Origin of the sequence: Mycobacterium sp. (assembly GCF_035314665.1) — a bacterium.
Classification (GTDB): domain Bacteria; phylum Actinomycetota; class Actinomycetes; order Mycobacteriales; family Mycobacteriaceae; genus Mycobacterium.
The window spans coordinates 13,684-38,149 of record NZ_DATFZD010000075.1; the positions used below are offsets into that span (position 1 = coordinate 13,684).

Here is a 24,466-nt window from a genome sequence, read left to right on the forward strand (position 1 = left end):
CTATAGGGACAAATAAGTCTTGAGCTCAAAGGGCGTGACGTGGCGGCGGTAGTTGGCCCACTCGGTGCGCTTGTTGCGCAGGAAGAAGTCGAAAACGTGCTCCCCCAGGGCTTCTGCGACGAGCTCGGAGGCCTCCATCGCGCGAAGCGCTTCGTCGAGGCTGGACGGCAGCTCGCGGTAACCCATGGCGCGGCGTTCCTCGGGGGTGAGGTCCCACACGTTGTCCTCTGCCTGCGGGCCCAGCACATAATTCTTTTCCACCCCGCGCAGCCCGGCCGCCAGCAGCACGGCGAACGCCAGATACGGGTTGCAGGCCGAGTCGGGGCTGCGCACCTCGATGCGCCGCGACGACGTCTTGTTCGGGCTGTACATCGGAATCCGTACCAACGCCGACCGGTTCGCCGCGCCCCACGACGCGGCGGTGGGTGCTTCGCCGCCGAGCACGAGCCGCTTGTAGGAGTTGACCCATTGGTTGGTGACCGCGCTGATTTCGCTTGCGTGCTCGAGGATCCCGGCGATGAACGACTTGGCGACATCGGAGAGTTGCAACGGATCGTCCGGGCTGTGGAACGCGTTGACCTCGCCCTCGAACAGGCTCATGTGGGTATGCATGGCCGAGCCGGGGTACTGGCCGAATGGCTTGGGCATAAACGTCGCCCGCACGCCCTCTTCCAATGCGACCTCTTTGATGACGTAACGGAACGTCATCACGTTGTCGGCCATCGACAGCGCGTCGGCGAAGCGAAGGTCGATTTCTTGTTGACCGGGCGCGCCCTCGTGGTGGCTGAACTCCACCGAGATGCCCATGAACTCCAGGGCGTCGATCGCATGGCGGCGAAAGTCGGAGGCGACGTGAACGGCCTGGTCGAAGTAACCGGCATTGTCGGCCGGAACGGGTTCCGACCCGTCCTCCGGACCGGGCTCCAGCAGGAAGAACTCGATCTCGGGATGCACGTAGCAGGAGAAGCCGAGGTCATTGGCTTTGCCTAGCTGCCGTCGCAGCACGTGGCGCGGGTCGGCCCACGACGGCGAGCCGTCCGGCATTGTGATGTCACAGAACATCCGCGCCGAGTGGTGATGGCCGGACTTGCCGGTCCAGGGCAGCACCTGAAAGGTCGACGGGTCGGGGTGAGCCACCGTATCGGACTCGGAGACCCGGGCAAAGCCCTCGATGGACGATCCGTCGAAGCCGATGCCTTCCTCGAATGCGCCCTCGAGTTCGGCTGGCGCGATCGCGACCGACTTGAGGAAACCGAGGACGTCGGTGAACCACAGCCGGACGAACCGGATATCCCGTTCCTCCAGCGTGCGGAGCACGAATTCCTTTTGTCGATCCATACCGGGAACAATATGCAAAGCCAGTTAACTCTGTGTTACTACGACGCCGCACAGCGTAAGTTTCCCGGCGGCACCCCGTCGACGAAGTAGCCGATCACCGCGTTGTCGACGCATTGGTCACCGTTGAACACCACGGTGTGTTGGGTGCCCTCAAAGGTGATCAGCGGGGCGCCGAGCTCGCGGGCCAGGTCCACCCCGGCCTGATAGGGGGTGGCCGGGTCGTGGGTGGTCGACACGACGACGACTTTGCCCGGAGCGACGGGCGCCGCCGGGGCCGGCGCTGAAGTCGCGGGCACCGGCCAGAGCGCGCACAGGTCGCGAGGCGCGTACCCGGTGAACTGCCCATAGGACAAGAAGGGCGCCACCTCGCGGATCCGGCGGTCGGCGTCCACCCAGGCCGCGGGGTCCTTCGGCGAGGGTGCGTCGACGCAGCGGACCGCGTTGAATGCGTCCTGCGAATTGTCGTAGTGCCCTTTGTCGTTACGGCCGTAATACTCGTCGGACAGCATCAGCAGGTCACCGGGATCGGTGCCACGTCGTAGCCCGAGCAGACCGCTGGTCAGGTACTTCCAGAACTGCGGGGTGTAGAGCGCGTTGGTGGTGCCCGTGGTGGCGTCGGCGTAGCTCAGTCCGCGCGGATCCGATGTCTTGGCGGGTCTGCTCACCAGCGGGTCGACCAATTGGTGGAAGCGGTTGCCCCACTGGGCCGGGTCGGTGCCCAGCGGACAGTCCGACGAGCGGGCGCAGTCCGCCGCGTAATCGTTGAATGCGGTCTCAAACCCAGCCTGCTGGTTGATGTTGTTGTCGATCGGGCCGATGGCCGGGTCGATGGCGCCGTCCAGCACCATCGCCCGAACGTGGTCGCCGAACCGCTCGACGTAGGCGGTTCCCAACTCGGTGCCGTAGCTGAAGCCGAGATAGTTGATCTGGTCGTCGCCGAGCGCCTGGCGCACCAGATCCATGTCACGTGCGACGGACGCCGTACCGGCGTTCTCCAAGTACGCCGAGCCATTTCGGTTCAGGCAGCGCTGGGCCAGTTGCCGGTACACCTGTTCGATGTGTGCCACGCCGGCCGGGCTGTAGTCGACCATCGGGTCACGTCGGTAGGCGTCGAACTCCGCGTCGGTCTGGCAGCGCAGCGCGGGCGTCGAGTGGCCCACGCCGCGGGGATCGAATCCCACCAGATCGAAGCGGCGGCTGATCTCGGAGCCCGCCAGTTCTGGTCCCAGCGAAGCGACCATGTCGACCGCCGAGGCCCCGGGCCCACCGGGGTTGACCAGCAGCGCTCCAATCCGCGGACCGGTCGCCGGAATTCGGATGACCGCGAGCTGAGCCTGGGCTCCACCGGGGTTGCCATAGTCGATGGGGACCGGAACAGTGGTGCACTGCGCGCTGGGCACGTCGTCGGGGTGGCTGAGGAACCGGCCGCAGTTGCCCCAGGTCAGTGTCGCGCCGGCTATCGGCGCTGATACCAGGGTCGCCACGGCCGCCGCTATCGCGAGCACCAACGAAAGCAGCGCAGAGAACAAGAGTCTCATGCGCCACATGGCTGCCAATCGTCCCACGCATCGGCCACAGGTAGTGATCCCAATGGTCACACCTTGGTCTCGTTGACTCCTGCGCGGTCTTCACGTTTCGAGCCCGGCTTCTCCGGACCTAGCATTTCGCCCCCTTGGACGGCACAGTGCCGCTCATCAGATATTCCGTCGCGTAGTCGTCGACACAGCTGTTGCCCTGGAAGACAACCGTGTGCTGGGTGCCGTCGAAGGTCAGCAGCGAGCCGTGCAGCTGATTCGCCAGGTCGACGCCCGCCTGATACGGCGTCGCCGGATCACGTGTGGTCGACACCACCACGGTCGGTGCCAGGCCGGGAGCGGAGATGGTGTGTGGCTTGCTGGTCGGCGGTACCGGCCAGAATGCGCAGGTGCCCAACGGCGCGTTGCCAGTGAACTTCCCGTAGCTCATGAACGGCGCAATCTGGCGTGAGCGGCGGTCCTCGTCGATGACCTTGGCCCGGTCCTTGACCGGCAGATCGTCGACGCAGTCGATCGCGACCCTGGCGTCGGTGGCGTCGGTGTAGTGGCCGTTCTTGTCCCGGCGCATGTACATGTCGGCCAAATCAAGCAGGTTGTCGCCGCGATGGTGGGCCAGCTCCGCGAACCCCTCAGTCAAGTGATGCCAGAAGGTCGGCGAATACAGCGCCATGATCGTGCCGACGATGGCGTCCTGGTAGCTCAGGCCGCGCGGATCCGTGGTGCGCGCCGGCCTGCCGATCATCGGGTTGTCCTTGTCGACGAGCGGGTCGACCAAACTGTGGAAGACGTCGACGGATTTCGCCGGATCTGTGCCCAGCGGACAACTGGGAGATTTGGCGCAGTCTTTCGCGAAGTCGTTGAATGCGTCCTGAAAACCCTTGGCCTGCCGCAGGTCTGCCTCAATGGAGCTGGTATTCGGGTCCACGGCACCGTCGAGGATCATCGCCCGGACGCGTTTTGGATAGGCCTCGGCATAAGCAGCGCCGATTCGGGTTCCATACGAGTAGCCCAGGTACGTCAATTTGCTGTCGCCCACTGCTTCGCGGATGGCATCGAGATCGCGGGCGACGTCAACGGTTCCGACGTGCGCCAGGAATTTTTTGCCCATCTTGTCGATGCAACGGCCGACGAACGCCTTGGTCTCGTCCTCGATGTGCGCCACCCCGGCCGGGCTGTAGTCGACCTGCGGCTCGGTGCGCAACCGATCGTTGTCGGCGTCGGAGTTGCACCAGATCGCCGGGCGCGAGGCCGCGACCCCGCGCGGGTCAAATCCGACCAGGTCGAACCGTTCTCGGATCCGCGGTGGGAGCGACTGCAGCAGGCCCAGGGCGGCCTCGATGCCGGACTCGCCGGGTCCCCCGGGGTTGATGATCAGCGACCCGATCTTGTTTCGAGTGGCCGGAAATTTGATCAACGCCAACGTCGTGGCGTCGTCGTCGGGGTGCTTGTAATCGACCGGTACGGCGAGCTTGCCGCATTGCGCGCCACCTGGGAGCTTCATCACCGAGGTACCGCCGCCGCCGGCGACACGACACGGTCCCCACTCAACCGGTTGACCGATTCTTGGCCCGGCAAGCACCGCACGCCCGTTGGTGACGTGGGTGCAGCTGGCCACGGTCGCCACGACGACCGCCATCGCGGTCCAGATCAGCATCGAGCGTGCGATCTTGTCGCCGCGAGGGATCCCCATGCTCACCCATGCTGCCATGAGCCGACGCGTGGTCGGTGTTGCCGCACGGCGGGAGGCGCTCTACTGGGTCGCGAGCAGCAGTTCTTCCATCCCGACGGCGAAGTCGTCGGCCAACTCCCACAGGTCCGGCACCAGCTCCGGGCAGGCGATGAGGCCGACGTCGAGTTTGCCGTTCAACGACATCACCGTGATGTTCAGACCCGAGCCGTGGAAGATCGGCCCCAGCGGATACATCGCTTTGACCTCATTGCCCAGCATGTACAGCGGCATCTGCGGACCTGGCACATTGGAAACCACCAGGTTGTGCACCGGCCGGCTCTTGGTCAGCCTGGTACGGGCGTATCCGCGCATAGCCAAACCGAACACCGCCGGCGCGGCGAACTGCGACCAGTCCTGCAGGAGCGTGGCACCGATCGCCGAACTATGTTCTTTGGCAACTGAATTCGCTTCGGCAATGGACTTCAGCCGTTCCGCCGGATCGGCGATCTGGGTCTCCAATCGGGAGAACATTCCCGAAACCTGGTTGCGCCCAGGGCGATCAGATCGTCCGTGCACCGAAACCGGCACCATCGCCACCAACGACGAATCCGGCAGCTCACCACGGTCAAGCAAAAATTGCCGCAGCACGCCGGACACCAGCGCCATCACCACATCGTTGACCTTGACGTCGAAATGAGTCTTGACGACCTTGATGTCCTCGAGATCCAGCTGCGCATAAGCGACATTGCGGTGTGCGGTGATGCTGGCGTTGAAGGTCGTCGGTGGCGCGGCGAACGGAGCAGCCATCGTCTGGCCGCTGCGCGCGCGCCGCACCGTCTTGACCACCGAGGTCGCGGTAGCCGTCAGCGCATTGGCAAGGCGCAGCGGCCTGGCCGCGAACTTGACGGCTCCGGTCAACGCGATCTCGATTTGGTTGGCGTCACCGGCGCCCTCGACCGGTTCGGGTGGCGGTGCGTCGGGTTCGGTGCTGCATAGCTGCGACATCAAATTCGCGCCGGTTACGCCGTCGACGCCGGCGTGATGCACTTTGGTCATCACCGCCAGACGACCACCTTGCTGCGCATCGGTGCCCGCGACGCCCTCGATGACCCACATCTCCCACAACGGCCGGGTGCGGTCCAGCGGCAAACCGGCGATATGGCCGCAGATCTCGGACAGCTCCATCCGCCCACCGGGCGGCGGCAGCCCGATGCGGTGCAGATGCCGACTCACGTCGAAGTTGTTGTCGTCCACCCAGACCGGGTGATCCAGGTTCAGCGGGCTGTCGTAGAGCTTCTCGCGGAACTGCGGCATTGCCTTGATCCGGACCGCCAACTCGTCGCGGAGCCGATCGAAGGTATAGCCCCCCGGCATCGTCGAGGTATCGAGCTCGAGAATCGAACAGACATGCAGCGGCTGCGAGTGGGTCTCTAAATACAGAAAACTGGCGTCGAGTCCGCTGAGCCGCTGCATGCGCCGATGGTATGTCTGGGTCCGCACGGCAGAGCGCGAATCGTCGGATGGGTACCGGTGTGAGGAAGTCCACTGAACGCCGGTGTGCACTTGCGGGGCGGCAGGTGGCAGACTGGCAAACGTCAGACGAACCCGGGGACCCTATTGGGCCACGAGGATCGACCCGACCATAACTAGGGACAATGATGTCTGAGCACGCTGTTTACGGGGCACACCCCTCCCTGCCAAGTGATGCTGCCGCCGAGCCGCGGACCAAGGTTCGCGTCCACCACTTGCAGAAAATGAAGGCCGAAGGCCACAAGTGGGCCATGCTGACGGCCTACGACTACTCCACCGCCCGAGTCTTCGATGACGCCGGCATCTCGGTGCTGCTGGTCGGGGACTCGGCCGCCAACGTCGTTTACGGCTACGACACCACCGTGCCGATCTCGATCGACGAGCTGATTCCGCTGGTGCGCGGCGTGGTGCGAGGCGCACCGCACGCTCTGGTGGTGGCGGATCTACCGTTCGGCAGCTACGAGGCCGGGCCCGCCGCCGCGCTGAGCGCCGCGACCCGGTTCATGAAGGAAGCCGGCGCGCATGCGGTCAAACTGGAAGGCGGCGAACGAGTCGCTGAGCAGATCGCGACCTTGACCGCCGCCGGTATCCCGGTGATGGCACACATCGGCTTCACCCCGCAAAGCGTCAACACCCTCGGTGGTTTCCGAGTGCAGGGCCGTGGTGACGCCGCCGAGCAGACCATTGCCGACGCGATCGCCGTTGCCGAGGCCGGTGCGTTCTCCGTCGTGATGGAGATGGTGCCGGCCGAGCTGGCCACCCAGATCACTGGCAAGCTGACCATTCCTACCGTCGGGATCGGCGCCGGGCCCAATTGCGACGCCCAGGTGCTGGTTTGGCAGGACATGGCCGGGCTCACCAGCGGCAAGACGGCCCGGTTCGTCAAGCGGTTCGGTGATGTCGCGGGCGAATTGCGCCGCGCGGCAACCCAATACGCCGATGAAGTCGCCGCCGGGGCATTTCCCGCCGAGGAGCACAGCTTCTAAAGCGTCCTTTAGACGCCGGTGAGCCATCCCGATGTGGCACGCTGGGCACCAGCGGGTACCCAACACTCATGACTGCGACGAGGGAATCACCAGAGGCAACCATGCCTGCCGAACCGCCGAGTCCGTCGCGTTACGTAGAGGTGGAGCGCAAGTTCGACGTCGGCGAGTCCACGGGCGCACCATCGTTCGCCGGTATCGCGGATGTTCTTCGAGTGGAGCGGCTTCCGACGCAGGCACTGAACGCCGTCTACTACGACACCGCGGCACGTGATCTGGCGTCTCGGCGAATCACGTTGCGCCGTCGCACCGGCGGTGAAGATGCCGGTTGGCACCTGAAGCTGCCCGCGGCAGCCGACGCCCGCACCGAGGTTCGCCTGCCGCTGGGTGCGGCGAACGGCAGCGACGACGACGGCCACGAAGACGTGCCGACCCAGCTGGTCGACGTCGTGCTGGCGATTGTCCGGGACCGGCCGCTGAGCCCGGTTGCGCGGATATCCACTACGCGGCACGTCCACGAGCTGTATGGCGCCGACGACGCGGCGCTCGCGGAATTCTGCGACGACCAGGTCACCGCGTCGCGGGCGGCCACCCCCGATGCGCCCGAGGTCGAGCAGCGGTGGCGCGAGTGGGAGCTCGAACTCACCCAGCCCGCGCCGAACCCCGAACTGATGGACAAGCTGAGCGACCGGCTGCTTGGCGCCGGCGCACGGCCCGCCGGACACGGCTCCAAGCTGGCGCGAGTGCTCGGCACCACGCCGAAGGACCTGGCTGCCGGCGCCGCCGACCCGCTACATCGGGCGGTCGCTGAGCAGCTCGACGAGCTGCTGGTGCGGGACCGCGCGGTGCGCGCCGGGGCTGACGACTCGGTGCACCAGATGCGGGTGACCACTCGCAAGATCCGCAGCCTGCTGCAGGCGTCGCCGGATTCGTTCGCCCTCCCCGACGGCCTCCTCGACGAACTGCGCGAGCTGGCCAACGTGTTGGGCGAGGCCCGCGACGCCGAAGTGCTGGCCGAGCGCTACCGTAGCGCGCTCGACAAGTTGCCACCGGAGCTGGCCCGCGGACCTATTCGGGACCGGCTGATTGACGGCGCGGACGAGCGATACCGGGCCGGGGTACGGCGTTCGTTGGCCGCGATGCGTTCACCGCGATACTTCCGTCTGCTCGACGCGCTGGAGGCGGTGGTCGCGGCGACGCCGCCAGCCGATAAGGGGTCCGGACCGGTCGCCGTCGCCGCCGCCGGCAAGAAGGTGCGGAAGGCCGCAAAGGCCGCAACGCGCGCCGCCGACGAGGACCTCGACGAGGCGATGCATCGAATCCGTAAGCGCGCCAAGCGGCTTCGCTACATCGCGGCCGCGATCGGCGCGAAGAAGATTTCGAAGCGGGCGAAAACAGTCCAGTCGTTGCTCGGCGATCACCAGGACTCCGTGGCCAGCCGCGAGCACCTGACAGAGCAGGCCGACGCCGCGAACACCGCGAACGAGGATGCGTTCACGTATGGGCTGCTGCACCAGCAGGACTCAGACCTGGCGCGCGAACGCCGTCAGCAGTTAGAGCCGGCGCTGCGCAAGCTCTTCAAAGCACTGCGCAAGCTTTCGAAGTAAGCCGGCAGGGCGGGCGAGTTGGCCTGGCGCCCCACCCCTCAGAGTGCTCGTAGGCCACGCAGGGTCCTTGTTATCAGTTCACGTCGTTCGTCGATTGTCATCGAGTCACCGAGCGGAGCGTGCACCCGCAAATAACCCTGTGTCACCAGGTCGTCGACCAGGAACCGCGTCGCACCGAGCGGCAAGGACAGACGAGAGGCGATCTCGGCGACCGAGGGGTTGTGCACGCACGACGTCAGGATCTGGCCCCGCACATCATTTCTCCGCCAGCGCGGCGGCTTCGCTGTGGTGTTGAGCGCTTCGACCGGAGCCTCGAGTGCCAGGTCGGCACCAGAGTCGGCACGGCCTGCCGTCAGCGCGTACGGCCGGACCAAGCTCGGCTCGTCCGCGGCTTCCGGTTCTGTGAACCAGTCGCCGATCGGTTCCCCCTCGCCCTCCGACTGCTGATGCGCGTCGGTGTGCTTCTCCCGGACATGTGGCGAACTATGCGGCACGTTGTGGTTCTCCAAGAACCACAAGGTCTGGTCGGCGTGCACCGATGCGCGCACCTCGCTGGAGACGACCTTGAGTATGGTGCGGTCGATGTCGATGACGAATGTGGTCCGTCTGACCGGCAGCAGCCGGGCCAGCAGGCCACGCCGCCGAGTGTGCCGACCACGCCGGGCTGCCTCACGCGCCACGACGGATCTGCGCAGCTTGGCGAGCCTGCCTCGGCGCACCCCGAACAGCTCGGACACCACGCCGTCCGCGTCGGAGAGCAGCGGATAGTCGAACGAGCGCTGTTGGGCGAAGTGGGCCTGCTTGTCGACGGTGTCGGTGCTGATGCCCACCCGCTGGGCGCCCACCCTGGCGAATTCGTCGCTCAGGTCCCGAAAATGACAAGCCTGGGCTGTACAGATCGGTGAGGACGCTATTGGGAAGAAGAACAGCACAACCGGCCCTTCGGCAAGGAGCGCGGACAGTGTCCGAGCCCGACCGGTGTGGTCCCACAGAGTGAAGTCAGGCGCCTTTTCGCCCGCGATCATCGGCAAAGAATAACGCCGGAAGCTCTGCGCGACGCACGACTGGAGATAATTCGCTCATCGCCGAACAGCTACCAGGTGGGAACCGTGATCGGCTCGGCCACGCCGAGGATGGGCGGGCGAGCTGGCCTGTAAGCCGGATTCTGTTCCGCGTTACCAGGTAACGCGGCGGCGACCATCCATCTGGACACACCGTCACCGGGTGCCTCGAGCGGCCTACCCGCAGGCTCGGGCGAGCAGCCCTCGAGCGCCTGCGCGACCGCACCGTGGTGCGGTCTTCTTGGCCTTGCTTCGGGTGGGGTTTGCCGAGCCATCCCGGTCACCCGGAATGCTGGTGCGCTCTTACCGCACCGTTTCACCCTTACTACCGCGAAGGTAGCGGTCTGTTTTCTGTGGCACTTTCCCGCGAGTCACCTCGGATTGCCGTTAGCAATCACCCTGCTCTGTGAAGTCCGGACTTTCCTCGACTCGACACTGAACCAGTGCGAGCCGCGGCCGCCCAGCCAACTCGTCCGCGCTAATACCGTACTCGCTGCACAATGCCGAGGCCAACGACTTGCTAAGCGGCATGTAAGTCCGAGATCGCTATCCCGACGGCCATTTCCATCTCACTGATTTCCATCCGCACTGGCGCCCTCGGCAGCGGAGGTGCCCCGGAGCGATATTGCGCACCCGTTGGAGTGGTGAATTCAGCTGTGTGCCTGTATTTTTCATCAACACTTGGTTCGACGCGCCAGCCGCCAACATCTTTGACGTAGTTGCATCGCTCGCATAATCCGAGCCCGTTACTCGCAGTGGTCGCACCACCGCCGGCCCACGGGAGCGCATGGTCGCGGTGGCGAATCGGCGCGTCGCAGTAGGGCGTACGGCAGCGCTGATCCCTGAGCCCGATAAAGGCGGCCAACCCGCGCGGAAACAACCGGGCCCGGGATTCCATTGCCACCAATCCCCCGGAGTCCGGATGCGCGTAGAGCCGGCGAAGCGTTGCCCGCGACCGGGTATCAGTGACTGCGCCCAAGACCAATCCGCGGGCGACCGCCGCCGGGATTGGACCGTAGCCGCCCATATCCGCCGGTGCGGTGGAACCGCCCAGCAGCGTTTCGTCCGACAGCACCAGGTTGACTGCGATCGGCGTGGCCGCCGCTGCGCTTCGCCCAGTGACCCGCTCTATCAATGTGTCGGCCATCACCTGACCGCGGGGACGCCCGTCGGCGCAGATATCGGCTTCTCGTCGTAGCGCCGCGTATACCGAAACACCCTGGGCCACAGGCAACAACGCCGTCAGATAGGTCATCGTGTCGGGCGCGGGCCGAATGGTCACCGTCCGTTCGGTCTCGGCTTTGGCGGCCCGGTCGACCACCGCGTGCGGATCGAGCCGATAAGCGATCGTCTTGGCGGCCGCCGCCACCCGCGCGTCGCCCATCCCGTCCAGGCCGGCCGGGTCGGCGCACAACTCAGCATCGAGGGCCCTCCGGTCCTCGACGTCCAGGCAGGCGCTTTCGCGCACGATCAATGTGGCCCGCCATTCCGTCAGCGCTCCAACCTCCAGAGCGGCCAGGGTGTGCGGCATTTCGTGCACCAGGGCCTTGGCGAAGCCGAGATGCCGATTACCCCGCGACGGCGAATCCCGTCGGGCCAGGGCAATCTCGCTGGCCACGCCGCGTCCGCGCCGTGCGGCCGGCACGCCCGCGGCAGCGTCGGCGGCCCGGCGTGCCGCGTCCAACGCCGCCGCGGCTCGAGCCTGACCTGCCGCTGCCGCGGATTTGACCCGTTCCAGCTCGGCAATGCGCTCGACCAGCACCGATTCCGCACTGGTCGGATCCACGACCACCAAATCATCGAACACATGTTCGACTATACATGGCCACGGCGACAAGGATTCTCCTCACATCACGCGCATCCCTATCGTCTACAGAAGAGAGAGTGAAGGAGCACCGGTGACCCGATGGGACAAGCGCGTCGACGCCGCCGACTGGGACGCAGTGGCCACCGCCGTCGACGATTACGGCGGAGCGCTGCTGCCCCGGCTCCTGACGCCCGCCGAGACCCAACGGCTGCGCAACCTGTACATCAGAGATCAACTGTTCCGCGCCACGATCGACATGGGTCCGCGTCGCTACGGCTCGGGCCAGTATCGGTATTTCCGGGCTCCCTACCCCGAACCGATCGAGCACCTAAAGCAGGCGCTGTATCCACGGCTGTTGCCGATCGCCCGGAATTGGTGGGCCAAGCTGGGCCGGGACGCTCCCTGGCCGGACAGCCTCGACGAATGGCTGGACATGTGTCATGCCGCCGGCCAGACCAGATCCACGGCGCTTGTCCTGCGGTACGGAACGAACGATTGGAACGCGCTGCACCGAGACTTGTACGGGGACTTGGTCTTTCCGCTTCAAGTGGTGATCAACCTGAGCAACGCGAACACCGAATACACCGGCGGGGAGTTCATGCTCGTCGAACAGCGGCCGCGAGCCCAATCACGGGGCACTACTACCCAATTGCCGCAGGGCCACGGTTACCTGTTCACCACCCGCGACCGGCCGGTACGGTCGGCTCGCGGCTGGTCGGCGGCACCTGTGCGCCACGGCTTGTCTGTCGTGCGTTCGGGCGAGCGCTACGCGTTGGGACTGATCTTTCACGACGCCGCCTGACCGACGGGACGCCCAAGTGCCTTTCTAGGCGGTTGAAGTCGCGTCCGAGGCCGGATCCGGGATTGCTGCAGTCTCATCATCGACCTGGGTTGTGCGAGGGACTGAGTCACGGCCGAGCGCGATGGTGGCCGCCGTCATCGCGGCAACTGCTACCGCCAGTACCAGCGCTCCGGCGCCCCGGACGGCCAGATGCTCGCCGAGTATCACGACACCCAGCAGCACCGCGACCATGGGCTCACCGACCAGCATGATCGGTACCGACGCTTGCAATGCGCCAGCATGAAATGCCGACTGCTGCAACACCGTTACCGCGATGGCCAGCACGATGAGCAAATACGGCGCCGGCACCGTCAGTAGCCCACGCCATCCGTGCAAGGCGAGGTGGTGAACGCTGACTTTCGTCAGCACCGCGATCACGCCCACCAACACCGCGACGGCGCTGGCCAACAGCATGGCACGCGTTCGACCAACGGTTCGATGGGCCGCCACCACACAGAGGATCACCACCGGGACCGCGCCGGCCAGTGCCACGCTCCACGCGGGTACGGGCGGACGATAGTGGCCTTCGCGCGGCTGTCCCACTAGGACGAAAACGGCGAGCGCCGCGGTCAGCAGCACCGCCCAACACCAATCGGCCCCAGTCACATGCTGTTTGGAGAACCTCGCACCCAGCGGCAGAACGAACAACAGTGCGGACACCAGCAGCGGCTGCACAAGCAACAACGATCCATGCGCCAACGCGAGCGCCTGGAACACATACCCGCCGACCGCAACCAGTGTTCCCGCCCACCATGCGGGCTGCCGTACCCACGACGTCACGATTGCGCTCGCATCGTTCCGGTGGGCCGCCTCAGCTTGAATCGCGCGCTGCCGGATAACAATGCCCACCGCGGCAAAGAACGCGGCCAGCAGTGCCGATCCGATCGCCACCGCGTGATGTGTCGCCCACTCCATGAATGCCTGCCTACCCCGATATCCGCGACGTCTAACTGAGATACCCGGTCTGGTTCACCAGCCGCACCGATGACGCGCCGTCCGGGTAGAACTCCGCGATGCTCAACGATGCCAGGTCCAGGTGTAGCCGGTAAAGGATGCCCGGCCCGGCGTCGAGCGCTTGGCGCAGCAGCATCTTTATCGGAGTCACATGCGATACCACCAGCACCGTGGTGCCCGCGTACTCTGCCACGATCCGGTCCCGCGCCCGGCAGACCCGCTTGTTCACGTGATCGAAGCTTTCCCCGCCCGGAGGCTCGGTGCTGGTGTCGCGCAGCCAGCGTCGATGCAACTCGGGATCGCGTTCGGCGGCCTCAGCGAACGTCAACCCTTCCCATGCGCCGAAATCGGTCTCGATCAGGTCGTCGTCGACGATCAAGTCCAAGCCGAGCGCTTTGGCCGCCGTCGCCGCGGTGTCGTAACAACGCTGCAGGGGCGAACTGACCACAGCCGAGATCCCGCCCCGCTGCGCCAGATACCGGGCCGCCGCGTCGGCCTGCTGCCGGCCAAGCTCGGTCAGGCCCGGGTTCCCGCGTCCGGAGTACCGCCGTTGCACCGACAGCGCGGTCTGGCCGTGTCGCAACAACAACAGCCGGGTGGCGGTGCCACGCGCGCCGGTCCAGCCCGGCGGCGACGGGTTCTCGCCTGCTTGGGCCGTCGTCGTTGAATTGTCGCTCTGCGGTTGCTCTTCCGCCGCCGCGGCGGCGTCCATCGCCTCGTTGGCCAACCGATCGGCGTAGGAGTTCTCCGCGCGCGGAATCCATGCGTAACTGACCCGCTCGAACCGCGACGCCAGCGTACGGGCCTTGGCGTTGAGCTCAGCGAGGTCAGGATGTTTGACCTTCCATCGCCCGGACATCTGCTCGACCACCAGCTTGGAGTCCATCGATACCGCAACCTCAGTGGCCTTCAGTTTGGCTGCCTCCTCCAAACCGGCTATCAGGCCTCGATATTCGGCGACGTTGTTAGTGGCATGGCCGATCGCCTGCTTGCTCTCGGCCAACACGGTCGATCGGTCCGCTGTCCAGACCACCGACCCGTAGCCGGCCGGCCCCGGGTTACCGCGCGACCCGCCGTCGGCCTCGACAATCACCTTCAACACCATCAGTGCCCAACGCCTTTGACTCGCAACAAGATTGCACCGCACTCCGGACACCGCAGCACATCATCGTCTGCGGCCGCAGAGATCCTGGCCAACTCGCCGCGGTCGATCTCGATCCGGCAGGCACCGCAACGACGACCCTGCAGTGCGCCCGCACCGGGGCCGCCACCGGCACGTTGTCGTTCGTAAAGCGCGATCAGCTCTGGATCCAACGTCGCGGTGAGTTCGTCGCGGCGCGTTGCGTATTGCCTTCGGGTTTGGTCAATTTCGTCGAGTGAGCCGTCAAGTGCCTGCTGCGCAGCGGCCAAATCACCGAGCAGTGCCTCGACCGCCGCCATCTCGGCGGACTGTTGCGCCTGCACCTGCTCGCGGTGTTCCATCACCTCCAAGAGCGAATCCTCCAGGCTGGACTGGCGACGTTGCAGGGTATCCAACTCGTGCTGCAACTCCGATAGCTGCTTGGCGTCCGCCACCGATTGCAACAGCGAACGATCCCGATCCTCGCGCTGGCGCACCGCGTCGATCTCCGCCTCGAGGCGCGACACCGCAGCGTCCAAGTCTTCCAACGCGATCTGCAGCGCCCCCAGCCGGTCGTTGGCTGCGACCTGATCGGTTTGCATCCGCTCGATGTCTTGGCGCTCGGGGAGGTGGCCGGCGCGGTGGGCGACCCTGGACAGTTCGGCGTCCAGCTCCGCAACTTCGAGCAGCGAGCGCTGCTGCGCGACTGCGGCTTTCATCACTGCTCACCCCCGCGGTCGTTGTCGACGTTCCACGGATCGGTTCGGATGGAGCACACACGTACCGAAAGGGCGCCACCGAAAGCCGCCCGCAACACATCGGCAGACTGCTCACACCAAGGGTATTCGCTGGCCCAATGCGCGACATCGATCAACGCGACAGCAGAAGCGCGAAGGTGCTCATCGGCGGGGTGATGACGCAAGTCGGCCGTGACATAAGCCTGCACCCCGGCGGCTGCCGCGGCGTCCAGCAGCGAGTCGCCGGCTCCTCCGCATACCGCGACGCGGGACACGGTCATGCCCGGATCGCCCGCGGCGCGCACTCCCCACGAGGTTTGCGGCAGGCCCGAACGGACTCGCGAAACGAACGCGTTCAACGATTCTGGCTGGCCCAGCGAACCTATTCGCCCTAACCCGACGTCGGCGGGTGGGGGCGCTAGGGCGAAGATATCAAATGCCGGCTCCTCGTATGGATGGGCAGCGCGCATCGCCGTCAGCATCTCACGGCGTGCCCGCGCAGGTGCGATGACCTCAACTCGATCCTCGACGACTCGCTCAACGGCACCCACGCTGCCGATCGCCGGTGAAGCTCCGTCGCCCGGCAGGAATTGGCCGGTGCCGGTGACACTCCAACTGCATTGCGAATAATCGCCGATCCTGCCGGCGCCGGCCGCAAAAACCGCCGCCCGCACGGCGTCCGCGTTCTCCGCCGGAACGAAGATCACCCACTTGTCCAACTCAGGCAGCGCAGGCGACGGCTCCAGCACCGCCTCGACGGTCAGGCCGAGCGCTTGCGCCAACGCATCAGACACGCCCGGCGATGCTGAATCGGCATTGGTGTGTGCGGTGAACAGCGAACGGCCGGAACGGATCAAGCGGTGCACCAGCGCACCCTTGGCGGTGCTGGCCGCGACCGTGTCCACGCCGCGCAACAGCAGCGGATGGTGAGCGAGCAACAGGCCACCGTCGGGAACCTCATCGACCACCGCCGCCGTGGCGTCCACCGCGACCGTCACCGAGCTCAGCACATCGTCGGGGTCGCCGCAGACCAACCCGACCGAATCCCACGATTGGGCAAGCCCGGGCGGGTAAGCGTCGTCCAGCACGTCGATGACATCAGCCAGCCGCGGCGTCATCGGACGGCCCCACACACCACGACGTCGCCTATTGCTTCGACCAGTACCGGCCACTCCGGCCGGACCGCAGCCCGCAGATATCGCCCATCCAGGCCGACGAACGTGTCACATCGCCGCACGGCAATCCCTTTGGTGTGCAAATACTTTCGTATCAAATCAGCATCTTGGACGGTGAACAAGACGAATGGTGCACTGCCATCGACCGTTTCCGCACCCGCCGACTGAAGGCCGAACACCATCTCGGTGCGCAACGCCGCCAGCCGCCGGGCACCCGCCGCGGCTTCGGCCACGGCGTCGGGCGCGCAACAGGACGCGATGGCCGTCAGTTGCAGCGTGCCCACCGGCCAGTGGGCCCGCCCCGCGGTCAGCCGGGCCAACACGTCCGGTGCACCCAGTGCGTAGCCCACCCGCAGGCCCGCCAGCGACCACGTCTTGGTCAGGCTGCGCAGCACCAGCACGTCGGGCAGCGGCTCGTCGGCCAGCGATTCCGGCTCGCCGGGGATTGCATCGACGAACGCCTCGTCCACCACCACGATCCGCCCGGGTCGGCGCAACGAGAGGATCTGTTCGCGGGAGTGCAAAACCGACGTCGGGTTCGTGGGGTTGCCGATCACGACGAGATCGGCGTCGTCGGGCACCTGGGCGCCTGCCAGGCCGAACGGCCGCTCAAGCACGACGTGATGCACGCGGACGCCGGCTGATTTCAGCGCCACAGCCGGCTCGGTGAACGACGGCGCGATCACGGCCGCCAGCGTCGGGCGGAGGTTGGGCAGCAACGCGAATCCCTCGGCGGCTCCGTTCAACAGCGCGACTTCGTCATGGGCACGGCCGTGACGGACCGAGACGGCCGATATCGCCGCACACTGGTCGTCGACACCGGGATAACGGGCCAGGTCGGACAGCCGTGCGGCCAGCCGCTGGATCAGCCAAGCCGGCGGTTGTGCATGACGGACGTTGACCGCGAAATCAAGCATCCCCGGTCCGGCGGCCTGATCGCCGTGGTAGCGCGCCCCCGCGAGCGGAATCGATGCACTCGGGTCCATACTCGCCACGTCTGAAACCCTAACGACCTCGCGACTAAGCGCACGTAGTGGGACACGATCAAGGACAGGCCACGCCATCTAGGACAATAGGGAGGTGACACGCACGGTCTCCGCGACCAGACCCCAGCTGGTGATCTTCGACCTCGACGGCACCCTCACCGACTCCGCTGACGGCATCGTGTCCAGCTTCCGCCACGCGCTCGGTCAGATCGGCGCTGCCGTGCCCGACGGCGACCTGGCGAGCCGAATCGTCGGCCCGCCGATGCACCACACCCTGTCCGCAATGGGGCTGGGCGAGCACGCCGATGCCGCAATCGCGGCTTACCGCGCCGACTACACCACCCGCGGCTGGGCAATGAACAGGCTCTTCGACGGGATCAGCCTCTTGCTGGCCGACCTGCGCGCGGCGGGCATCCGGCTCGCCGTGGCCACCTCCAAGGCGGAGCCGACCGCGCGCCGGATCCTGGCGCATTTCGGGCTCGACCAGCATTTCGAGGTCGTCGCGGGAGCCAGTGTCGACGGCACCCGCGCCACCAAGGCCGACGTGCTGGCCCACGCATTGGCGCAACTGCAGCCGCTTCCGGAACGCGTCCTGATGGTCGGCGATCGCCTCCACGACGTCGAAGGTGCGGCCGCGCACGGCATCGACGCGGTGGTGGTTGGCTGGGGATACGGACAGGCCGACTTCGCCGACGGCGCTGCCACGCGCAGCCCGGTGCATGTCGCGACGATCGCCGAGCTGCGGAGGGCGTTGGGTGTCTGAATTCAGCCTGCACATCACGTTCGTCTGCACCGGCAACATCTGCCGGTCGCCGATGGCCGAGAAGATGTTCGCCCACCAGATCTGCCAACGCGGTCTGCACGACGCCGTGCGGGTCACCAGCGCGGGAACCGCCGGCTGGCATGTCGGCAAGACCGCCGACGAGCGGGCCAACCGGGTGCTGCGCGAGCACGGCTACCCCACCGACCACTGCGCCGCGCAGATCGGCATCGACCACATCGAAGCCGACTTGGTGGTCGCGCTGGCGCGCAACCACGTCTGGCTGCTGCAGGAAATGGGCATCGACGCCGACCGAATCCGGATGCTGCGGTCCTTCGACCCCCGCTCCGGTGCTTATGTCCTCGACGTCGACGACCCCTATTACGGCGACTACGACGACTTCGAAGCGGTCTTCGCCGCGATCGAGGCTTCCCTGCCGGGTCTGCACAACTGGGTTGACGAGCGGCTTGCCCGGGACGGACACCCCTGATGGGTCGCCTGACCTTCTTGCTGCGACCCGGTTGGGTAGCGCTGGCTGTGGTGGTGATCGCCTTCACCTATCTGTGTTTCAGCGTGCTCGCACCGTGGCAGCTGGGAAAGAACACCAAGACCTCGCGAGAGAACAACCAGATCCAGCAATCCCTGACGACCGCACCTGTCGCACTGAAAACGCTTTTGCCGCATCAAGACTCATCGGCCCCCGACGCGCAGTGGCGCAGGGTGACGGCGACTGGCCACTATCTCGCCGATAAACAGTTGCTGGTCCGGCTGCGGGTGGCCGAAGGGGATCCCGCGCTGGAGGTGCTGGTCCCATTCATGGTCGACGGCGGTCCCAACGTGTTGGTCGACCGAGGCTATGTGCGGCCCGAGCGAGGGTCACGGCTTCCATCGATTCCGCCGCCGCCGCACGACACGGTGACCATCACGGCGCGCCTGCGTGACTCCGAGCAGCCGGTGCTCGACAAGCAGTCGTTCATCAGTGACGGTGTGCGACAGATGTATTCGATCGACATCAGGCAGATAGCGACGTTGACCGGGGTCCCGCTGGCCGGATCGTATCTGCAGTTGGTCGACAACCAGCCCGGCGGCCTCGGCGTGATCGGGATCCCCCACCTGGATGCCGGGCCGTTTTTGTCCTACGGCATCCAGTGGATTACCTTCGGCGTCGTCGCACCGATTCTGCTGGGCTATTTCGTGTACGCCGAGATCAAGGCCCGCCGCGCCGAGAAGAGCCAAAGCTCGCCGACCGAGGCGAAGCCCGCGACCGTCGAGGAAAAACTCAACGACCGCTACGGACGGCGGCGATAAGCGCAAGGCTCAGCGCCGTCGCGACCTGTACCGCCCGGGAGAGCTGAACCGCGCGACGCAGGTCGGTTACCGACGGGGGCACTCCCTCGCCGAGGGTGGGCCGGATCTGCAGTTCGTACTGGTATGCAGTGGGGCCGCCCAGGCGCACGCCCAGCGCTCCGGCGAATGCCGTCTCGACGACGCCGGCGTTGGGGCTGGGATGACGGGCGGCGTCACGACGCCAGGCACGCAGCGCGCCCGACGGCGATCCGCCGACGATCGGTGCATACGCGGCCACCAGCGCCGCGGTCACGCGCGCGGCGACGTAGTTGGCCGCGTCATCCAGACGTGCTGCGGCCCAACCGAATCGGGCATAGCGCGGCGAGCGGTGGCCGACCATCGAATCGAGTGTATTGACGGCGCGGTAGCCCAGGACCGCGGGCACGCCGCCCACCGTCGCCCACAGCAGCGGCGCAACGTGTGCGTCAGAGGTGTTCTCGGCCACCGATTCCACCGCGGCGCGGGCCAGTCCCGCGGCGTCGAGCCGTGCCGGGTCGCGCCCGCACAGCGAGGGCAGCAGCCGTCGGGCGCCCTCGACGTCGTCGCGGCTCAACAGGTCACCCATCGCCGTGCCGGTGCGCGCCAGCGACGTTCCGCCCAGCGCTACCCAGGTAGCCGCCGCGGTCGCGACGACGGACCACAGCGCCCCGCGCTGCCGCGCATGCCGCTGTAGCACAAAGCCAAGCAGGCTCACTGCGCCGACCAGCACGCCGACGTGGGCGGCGCCGCCGATTCGGCTGTCGCGGTAGCTGACCCGCTCCAACGCGGCCGCGGCGGCGCCGAATCCCGCGACCGGATGACCCGCCCGCGGGTCAGCCAGCACGAGGTCGGCCAGGTAGCCGGCCAGCACGCCGACGACCCGGGTGTGCCGCGTCGCCCCAAACACTCCGGCAGCGTCTCACACGTGGTCTACTCGGTTGATGAAGCGGCACTCCACCCGGGTCGCCGACCTGCTCAACCCCGCCGCGGTGTTGTTACCCGCCGCGAACGTGATCATGCAGCTGTCGATGCCGGGTGTCGGTTACGGCGTGCTGGAAAGCCCGGTCGACAGCGGCAACGTCTACAAGCACCCATTCAAACGGGCCCGCACCACCGGCACATATTTGGCCGTTGCGACCATCGGCTCCGAGTCGGACCGCGAACTCATCCGCGCCGCCGTCGACACCGCCCACCGGCAAGTGCGGTCGACCGCGTCAAGCCCGTTGTCCTACAACGCGTTCGATCCCGCGCTGCAGCTGTGGGTGGCCGCCTGCCTATATCGCTATTTCGTCGACCAGCACGAGTTTTTGTACGGCCCGCTCGACGAGGCCTCCGCGGATGCGGTCTACCTCGACGCAAGGCGGCTGGGCACCACCCTTCAGGTGCGCGAAGGCATGTGGCCACCGGATCGGGTCGCGTTCGACGACTACTGGAAGCGTTCGTTGGAAGAGCTGCGCATCGACCCACCGGTGCGCGAGCACCTGCACGGGGTAGCGACGATGGCGTTCCTGCCGCGTCCGCTGCACGCGCTCGGCGGGCCGTTCAACCTGTTCGCGACGACGGGGTTCCTGGCGCCGGAGTTCCGCACGATGATGAAGCTGGATTGGGCAGAACCGCAGCAGCGCCGGTTTGAATGGCTACTGGCCGCGCTGCGGCTGGCCGATCGGCTGATTCCACACCAAGCGTGGATCCTGAGCTACCGGCTCTACCTGTGGGACATGCGGTTTCGCGCCAGGCATGGCTGGCGAATCGTGTAGCGGCTAGCTGGTTACGACGACCAACACGATGGCAACCATGCTCAGTATCGCCATCAAAAACCACGGCTGAAGAATCAGAGGCCGCTCGCGGGCCTCATCGGTCTTCGCCGGAAGGGAGGTCGTGCGCTCGGGCGTCAGCTGTGAAGTCATCTATCAAGCATGGCTAATTAGTCATACGAAGTAAATGTGTCGCTCGCCTCACTGACCCCCAATTTGCGACCTAGGTCACACTGGCGGGCGACTCAGAAGGGAGCAGACCTGTGACTTTCCCCGGACTCAACCACGTCGCAATCACCGTGCGCGACATGAACATCAGCGGCCCGTGGTATCGGACGCTGTTCGGCGCCGACCCGGTGCTCGACGAACACACCGACGCGGGGTTCCGGCACCTGGTGTGGCTGCTCGAGAGCGGCACGGTGTTCGGAATCCACCAGCACGAGCGTTCGGCTCCCGACGAGCGATTCAGCGAGTTCCGGGTGGGCCTGGACCACGTTGGCTTCGGCTGCGCCAGTCGCGCCGCGTTGGAGACGTGGATGGACCGGCTCAACAAGCTCGGTGTCCAGCACGGCGGGATCGTGGACGCGCCTTACGGCTCGGGTTTGAGCTTTCGAGACCCGGACGGCATTGCGCTCGAGTTCTTCGCGCCGCCGGCCTAAGTGATGAAAAGGCGGACGTTCCCTATTCCCGTCGCAATGTGTAAGCATTACGACGTGAGCTCGCGCCGAATCGCGCACTTCCTGGTCGCCGCGGTGACGACCACCTGGGCGGCCCTGCTGAGCGCACCGACCGAGGTCGCGTCGGCGGCCCCCTGCCCCGACGTCGAGGTGACGTTCGCCCGCGCCACCACCGAACCGCCCGGTGTCGGCGTGGTAGGCCAGCAATTCATCGATTCACTGCGCTCGCAAGTTGGGGGCAGGTCCGTCGGCGTGTATGCGGTCAACTACCCCGCCTCATTCGATTTCGTGCCATCCACCAACGCGGGCACTAGTGATGCGAACGCTCACGTCGTGTCCATGATCGCGAATTGCCCCAACACCAAGATGGTGCTCGGGGGATATTCCCAGGGCGCGATGGTGATCGATGAGATCACCATCGCCCAATTCCCGATCGTGGGCTTTGTCCCCGAGACGCTGTCGGAGGACCAGGCCGCTCACGTTGCCGCGCTCGCCCTCTTCGGGAATCCGGCGGATAGATATCTAGGCGCACCGGTAAGCACGGCCAGCCCGTGGTACGGGGCCAAGGCCATGGACATGTGCGCACCCGGCGATCCGATCTGCACGCCGGGCGGGGCTTTGGCGCCGCCGACGCACGACGAGGAGTTCTCCGCGGCACACCTGTCCTATGCGACTTCCGGAATGCCGGCACAGGCCGCGGGTTTCGTCGCAAGTCACCTGTAGCCGATGCGCGCAGTCGTCATCACCAAGCACGGCCCCCCGTCGGTGCTACAGGTGCAAGACCGCCCCGACCCTCCGCCGCCTGCGGCCGGCCAGGTACGTGTCTCGGTGCGCGCGGCCGGAGTGAACTTCGCCGACCACCTTGCCCGCGTCGGGCTGTATCCCGATGCGCCGAAGGTGCCGAGCGTCGTCGGCTACGAGGTCGCCGGAACGATCGAGGCGGTCGGAGACGGCGTCGATCCGGAACGCGTTGGTGAGCGGATGTTGGCCGGAACGCGATTCGGCGGTTACGCGGAAATCGTCAACGCCTCCGCGGATGACACTGTGGCGCTTCCGGATTCGATGACGTTCGAGCAGGGCGCCGCGGTCCCGGTCAACTATGCGACGGCGTGGGCAGCGCTGCACGGTTACGGCTCGCTGCGCGCCGGCGAGCGTGTGCTGGTGCATGCCGCGGCCGGGGGTGTCGGCATCGCGGCGGTCCAGCTGGCCAAGGCCGCGGGTGCGGTCGTGCACGGCACCGCATCGCCGGGCAAGCACCGCCAGCTCGCCGCGCTGGGCGTCGACCGCGCCATCGACTATCACCGCGACGGGTGGTGGAAGGGCCTGGGACCGTACGACATCGTGCTGGATGCGTTGGGCGGCACCTCGTTGCGGCGGTCGTTCGACCTCTTGCGTCCGGGCGGACGGCTGGTGGCCTACGGCCTCTCGTCGTTGCAGCAGGGCGAAAAGCGGTCACTGCGGCGCGCGGCGCCACAGGCGCTGGCGATGGTGCGCGGGTTCAACCTGATCAACCAGCTCAACGACTCCAAGACCGTCATCGGCCTCAACATGCTGCGGCTGTGGGACGATCGCGGCACGCTCGAACCATGGATTGGGCCACTGTCGGCGGCACTGTCCGACGGCACGGCAGCGCCCGTCGTGCACGCGGCTGTGCCGTTTGCCGAAGCCCCGGAAGCGCATCGGATTCTCGCGGCGCGAGAGAACGTCGGCAAGGTCGTCCTGGTGCCGTAAGCCGAGCACGTCCAGCGAGGATGGCACGCCCGTCCGGGCCGAGACCTAGGGTGCGCACCACGTCAAGATCGGTTTGCTCTCCTTGGGAAGTGGGGACGTAGAGCGGCGGCAAAGACGCGGTCGAGTGTCCGGTCGGGCAGGATGCGCGCCAAGCTGGTGAGCAGTGCGGCGTCACGGGCCGGACGCTGAGCACTGTCGGCCATCAGCAAAAGAGGCGCCCATCGTGAGATTCTAGGAATTGCGAGAAGGGCAGCATCGGTGCCGGTTACCTCGGTACCGGTCATCTGTATATCGTCACGATGTGAACGTTTGGCTTGCAGGCAACACGAAAGCCGTCGTCAAACTACTGTTTTCTGGGTGAGTCCCCGGTTCCTGGTTGCGCCGAGGACCCGTAAGTCACTTGGGCGTTTGGGAGGAGAACGCGATGACCGAAGTCGAAGACCTCGACGTGCACCACGACGGCTACCCGACACATCGGCGCAAAGCCCGCTTTGACTGGTCGAACTTACCGTTGCACTGGGTCCCCGATGACCCCTTCGCCACACACTTTTGGAATGCGCTGCACCTGTTACTGCCCGAAGGCGAGCGGGGATTCATCAACGCCGTCAATGAGGCGGCGCCGCTGGTCGACGATCCGGAACTGGCGGCACCGATTAAAGCGTTCATGCAGCAGGAATCCTGACACGCCTGGGCGCACCAAGTTGTCCTCGATCATCTGGCCGAGCAGGGCATCGACACCAAGCCCTACACCGACAAGTTGCAGAAGTGGTTGTCAGCGGGCACTAATCAGCACCCGGGCTGGTCTATGCGTTTGCAGCGATGGTGGCTCTACCGGCGCCTGGCCGACGTGGCCGCGCTCGAGCACTTCACTGCGG

The 24,466-nt window shown here is 66.2% G+C and carries 24 protein-coding genes and 1 other RNA gene; 11 read left to right on the forward strand and 14 right to left on the reverse strand.

Features of this window, described 5'->3' with window-relative positions; genetic code table 11:
• The 4 genes from glnA to VKI00_RS05490 form a co-directional block, all read right to left on the reverse strand.
• On the reverse strand, window positions 1–1,338 hold the full coding sequence (glnA, locus tag VKI00_RS05475; RefSeq protein WP_324435993.1) for a type I glutamate--ammonia ligase: 1,338 nt from the start codon (window positions 1,336–1,338) through the stop codon (window positions 1–3).
• A 38-nt stretch (window positions 1,339–1,376) separates the two neighbouring features.
• Window positions 1,377–2,885 carry an alpha/beta hydrolase gene (locus VKI00_RS05480; RefSeq protein WP_414687122.1) on the reverse strand — a complete coding sequence of 503 codons (1,509 nt, stop codon included), beginning with the start codon at window positions 2,883–2,885 and terminating at the stop codon, window positions 1,377–1,379.
• A gap of 109 nt (window positions 2,886–2,994) precedes the next feature.
• Window positions 2,995–4,563, reverse strand: coding sequence for an alpha/beta hydrolase (locus VKI00_RS05485; protein ID WP_414687123.1), 1,569 nt, complete (start codon window positions 4,561–4,563; stop codon window positions 2,995–2,997).
• A 60-nt stretch (window positions 4,564–4,623) separates the two neighbouring features.
• A complete protein-coding gene (locus VKI00_RS05490; protein WP_324435995.1) occupies window positions 4,624–6,015 on the reverse strand; it encodes a wax ester/triacylglycerol synthase family O-acyltransferase in 1,392 nt (463 codons plus the stop codon).
• Between the two features lie 185 nt (window positions 6,016–6,200).
• On the opposite strand from VKI00_RS05490, the gene panB reads away from it, so the two are divergent.
• Together panB and VKI00_RS05500 are read left to right on the forward strand one after the other, a co-directional pair.
• A complete protein-coding gene (panB, locus tag VKI00_RS05495; RefSeq protein WP_324435996.1) occupies window positions 6,201–7,058 on the forward strand; it encodes a 3-methyl-2-oxobutanoate hydroxymethyltransferase in 858 nt (285 codons plus the stop codon).
• Window positions 7,059–7,159: 101 nt separating this feature from the next.
• Entirely contained in the window at window positions 7,160–8,662 is a 1,503-nt protein-coding gene (locus VKI00_RS05500; RefSeq protein WP_324436014.1) for a CYTH and CHAD domain-containing protein, read from the forward strand.
• 38 nt (window positions 8,663–8,700) lie between these two features.
• On the opposite strand, the gene VKI00_RS05505 is transcribed toward VKI00_RS05500, so the two are convergent.
• From VKI00_RS05505 to VKI00_RS05515, 3 genes are all read right to left on the reverse strand, one after another.
• A complete protein-coding gene (locus VKI00_RS05505) occupies window positions 8,701–9,687 on the reverse strand; it encodes a redoxin domain-containing protein (RefSeq protein WP_324435997.1) in 987 nt (328 codons plus the stop codon).
• A gap of 113 nt (window positions 9,688–9,800) precedes the next feature.
• An RNA gene (gene rnpB / locus VKI00_RS05510) (RNase P RNA component class A) lies at window positions 9,801–10,195 on the reverse strand.
• Between the two features lie 48 nt (window positions 10,196–10,243).
• Window positions 10,244–11,530, reverse strand: a complete 1,287-nt coding sequence (locus VKI00_RS05515) for a DUF222 domain-containing protein (RefSeq protein ID WP_324435998.1) — start codon at window positions 11,528–11,530, stop codon at window positions 10,244–10,246.
• A gap of 91 nt (window positions 11,531–11,621) precedes the next feature.
• Here VKI00_RS05515 and VKI00_RS05520 point away from each other — a divergent pair, with 91 nt between their 5' ends.
• Window positions 11,622–12,332 carry a 2OG-Fe(II) oxygenase gene (locus VKI00_RS05520; protein ID WP_324435999.1) on the forward strand — a complete coding sequence of 237 codons (711 nt, stop codon included), beginning with the start codon at window positions 11,622–11,624 and terminating at the stop codon, window positions 12,330–12,332.
• Window positions 12,333–12,356: 24 nt separating this feature from the next.
• Here VKI00_RS05520 and VKI00_RS05525 read toward each other — a convergent pair whose 3' ends face one another.
• The 5 genes from VKI00_RS05525 to cobC are packed head-to-tail and all read right to left on the reverse strand — an operon-like array spanning window position 12,357 to window position 17,343.
• Window positions 12,357–13,286 carry a DMT family transporter gene (locus tag VKI00_RS05525; protein WP_324436000.1) on the reverse strand — a complete coding sequence of 310 codons (930 nt, stop codon included), beginning with the start codon at window positions 13,284–13,286 and terminating at the stop codon, window positions 12,357–12,359.
• Window positions 13,287–13,317: 31 nt separating this feature from the next.
• Window positions 13,318–14,424 carry a bifunctional RNase H/acid phosphatase gene (locus VKI00_RS05530; RefSeq protein ID WP_324436015.1) on the reverse strand — a complete coding sequence of 369 codons (1,107 nt, stop codon included), beginning with the start codon at window positions 14,422–14,424 and terminating at the stop codon, window positions 13,318–13,320.
• A gap of 5 nt (window positions 14,425–14,429) precedes the next feature.
• Complete coding sequence (locus VKI00_RS05535) at window positions 14,430–15,164, reverse strand: zinc ribbon domain-containing protein (RefSeq protein WP_324436001.1); 735 nt, start codon at window positions 15,162–15,164, stop codon at window positions 14,430–14,432.
• Window positions 15,164–16,300, reverse strand: a complete 1,137-nt coding sequence (locus VKI00_RS05540; RefSeq protein WP_324436002.1) for a Nif3-like dinuclear metal center hexameric protein — start codon at window positions 16,298–16,300, stop codon at window positions 15,164–15,166. Before VKI00_RS05540 ends, VKI00_RS05535 begins: the two co-directional genes overlap by 1 nt.
• Window positions 16,297–17,343, reverse strand: a complete 1,047-nt coding sequence (gene cobC / locus VKI00_RS05545) for an Rv2231c family pyridoxal phosphate-dependent protein CobC (RefSeq protein ID WP_324436016.1) — start codon at window positions 17,341–17,343, stop codon at window positions 16,297–16,299. Before cobC ends, VKI00_RS05540 begins: the two co-directional genes overlap by 4 nt.
• A 94-nt stretch (window positions 17,344–17,437) precedes the next feature.
• Here cobC and VKI00_RS05550 point away from each other — a divergent pair, with 94 nt between their 5' ends.
• Genes VKI00_RS05550 through VKI00_RS05560 form a run of 3 tightly spaced genes read left to right on the forward strand, consistent with a single transcriptional unit; the run spans window position 17,438 to window position 19,411 of the window.
• Window positions 17,438–18,106 carry an HAD-IA family hydrolase gene (locus VKI00_RS05550; protein WP_324436003.1) on the forward strand — a complete coding sequence of 223 codons (669 nt, stop codon included), beginning with the start codon at window positions 17,438–17,440 and terminating at the stop codon, window positions 18,104–18,106.
• A complete protein-coding gene (locus tag VKI00_RS05555; RefSeq protein WP_324436004.1) occupies window positions 18,099–18,593 on the forward strand; it encodes a low molecular weight protein-tyrosine-phosphatase in 495 nt (164 codons plus the stop codon). Before VKI00_RS05550 ends, VKI00_RS05555 begins: the two co-directional genes overlap by 8 nt.
• Window positions 18,593–19,411 carry an SURF1 family protein gene (locus VKI00_RS05560; RefSeq protein ID WP_324436005.1) on the forward strand — a complete coding sequence of 273 codons (819 nt, stop codon included), beginning with the start codon at window positions 18,593–18,595 and terminating at the stop codon, window positions 19,409–19,411. Before VKI00_RS05555 ends, VKI00_RS05560 begins: the two co-directional genes overlap by 1 nt.
• On the opposite strand, the gene VKI00_RS05565 is transcribed toward VKI00_RS05560, so the two are convergent.
• On the reverse strand, window positions 19,383–20,336 hold the full coding sequence (locus tag VKI00_RS05565; protein WP_324436006.1) for a cobalamin biosynthesis protein: 954 nt from the start codon (window positions 20,334–20,336) through the stop codon (window positions 19,383–19,385). The genes VKI00_RS05560 and VKI00_RS05565 overlap by 29 nt on opposite strands.
• A 34-nt stretch (window positions 20,337–20,370) precedes the next feature.
• On the opposite strand from VKI00_RS05565, the gene VKI00_RS05570 reads away from it, so the two are divergent.
• On the forward strand, window positions 20,371–21,186 hold the full coding sequence (locus tag VKI00_RS05570; RefSeq protein WP_324436007.1) for an oxygenase MpaB family protein: 816 nt from the start codon (window positions 20,371–20,373) through the stop codon (window positions 21,184–21,186).
• A 3-nt stretch (window positions 21,187–21,189) separates the two neighbouring features.
• Here VKI00_RS05570 and VKI00_RS05575 read toward each other — a convergent pair whose 3' ends face one another.
• Window positions 21,190–21,336: a hypothetical protein gene (locus VKI00_RS05575; protein WP_324436008.1), complete on the reverse strand. Its 147-nt coding sequence runs from the start codon at window positions 21,334–21,336 to the stop codon at window positions 21,190–21,192.
• Between the two features lie 110 nt (window positions 21,337–21,446).
• Between VKI00_RS05575 and VKI00_RS05580 the strand changes: the two genes are divergently transcribed.
• From VKI00_RS05580 to VKI00_RS05595, 4 genes are all read left to right on the forward strand, one after another.
• Window positions 21,447–21,842 (forward strand): VOC family protein, encoded by a 396-nt coding sequence (locus VKI00_RS05580; protein WP_324436009.1) that lies wholly within the window; start codon window positions 21,447–21,449, stop codon window positions 21,840–21,842.
• Window positions 21,843–21,896: 54 nt separating this feature from the next.
• Window positions 21,897–22,583, forward strand: a complete 687-nt coding sequence (locus VKI00_RS05585) for a cutinase family protein (protein ID WP_324436010.1) — start codon at window positions 21,897–21,899, stop codon at window positions 22,581–22,583.
• A 3-nt stretch (window positions 22,584–22,586) separates the two neighbouring features.
• Entirely contained in the window at window positions 22,587–23,591 is a 1,005-nt protein-coding gene (locus VKI00_RS05590) for a zinc-binding dehydrogenase (protein ID WP_324436011.1), read from the forward strand.
• Between the two features lie 424 nt (window positions 23,592–24,015).
• Window positions 24,016–24,273, forward strand: a complete 258-nt coding sequence (locus tag VKI00_RS05595) for a metal-dependent hydrolase (protein ID WP_324436012.1) — start codon at window positions 24,016–24,018, stop codon at window positions 24,271–24,273.
• The last annotated feature ends 193 nt before the right edge of the window (window positions 24,274–24,466 follow it).

What these genes read in the sequence shown, in the direction of transcription:
- glnA (WP_324435993.1), bottom strand. Translation starts at nt 1,338, where the DNA reads ATGGATCGACAAAAGGAATTCGTGCTCCGCACGCTGGAGGAACGGGAT.
- VKI00_RS05480 (WP_414687122.1), bottom strand. Translation starts at nt 2,885, where the DNA reads ATGTGGCGCATGAGACTCTTGTTCTCTGCGCTGCTTTCGTTGGTGCTC.
- VKI00_RS05485 (WP_414687123.1), bottom strand. Translation starts at nt 4,563, where the DNA reads ATGGGGATCCCTCGCGGCGACAAGATCGCACGCTCGATGCTGATCTGG.
- VKI00_RS05490 (WP_324435995.1), bottom strand. Translation starts at nt 6,015, where the DNA reads ATGCAGCGGCTCAGCGGACTCGACGCCAGTTTTCTGTATTTAGAGACC.
- panB (WP_324435996.1), top strand. Translation starts at nt 6,201, where the DNA reads ATGTCTGAGCACGCTGTTTACGGGGCACACCCCTCCCTGCCAAGTGAT.
- VKI00_RS05500 (WP_324436014.1), top strand. Translation starts at nt 7,160, where the DNA reads ATGCCTGCCGAACCGCCGAGTCCGTCGCGTTACGTAGAGGTGGAGCGC.
- VKI00_RS05505 (WP_324435997.1), bottom strand. Translation starts at nt 9,687, where the DNA reads ATGATCGCGGGCGAAAAGGCGCCTGACTTCACTCTGTGGGACCACACC.
- VKI00_RS05525 (WP_324436000.1), bottom strand. Translation starts at nt 13,286, where the DNA reads ATGGAGTGGGCGACACATCACGCGGTGGCGATCGGATCGGCACTGCTG.
- VKI00_RS05535 (WP_324436001.1), bottom strand. Translation starts at nt 15,164, where the DNA reads ATGAAAGCCGCAGTCGCGCAGCAGCGCTCGCTGCTCGAAGTTGCGGAG.
- VKI00_RS05540 (WP_324436002.1), bottom strand. Translation starts at nt 16,300, where the DNA reads ATGACGCCGCGGCTGGCTGATGTCATCGACGTGCTGGACGACGCTTAC.
- cobC (WP_324436016.1), bottom strand. Translation starts at nt 17,343, where the DNA reads ATGGACCCGAGTGCATCGATTCCGCTCGCGGGGGCGCGCTACCACGGC.
- VKI00_RS05560 (WP_324436005.1), top strand. Translation starts at nt 18,593, where the DNA reads ATGGGTCGCCTGACCTTCTTGCTGCGACCCGGTTGGGTAGCGCTGGCT.
- VKI00_RS05570 (WP_324436007.1), top strand. Translation starts at nt 20,371, where the DNA reads ATGAAGCGGCACTCCACCCGGGTCGCCGACCTGCTCAACCCCGCCGCG.
- VKI00_RS05575 (WP_324436008.1), bottom strand. Translation starts at nt 21,336, where the DNA reads ATGACTTCACAGCTGACGCCCGAGCGCACGACCTCCCTTCCGGCGAAG.
- VKI00_RS05590 (WP_324436011.1), top strand. Translation starts at nt 22,587, where the DNA reads ATGCGCGCAGTCGTCATCACCAAGCACGGCCCCCCGTCGGTGCTACAG.
- VKI00_RS05595 (WP_324436012.1), top strand. Translation starts at nt 24,016, where the DNA reads ATGACCGAAGTCGAAGACCTCGACGTGCACCACGACGGCTACCCGACA.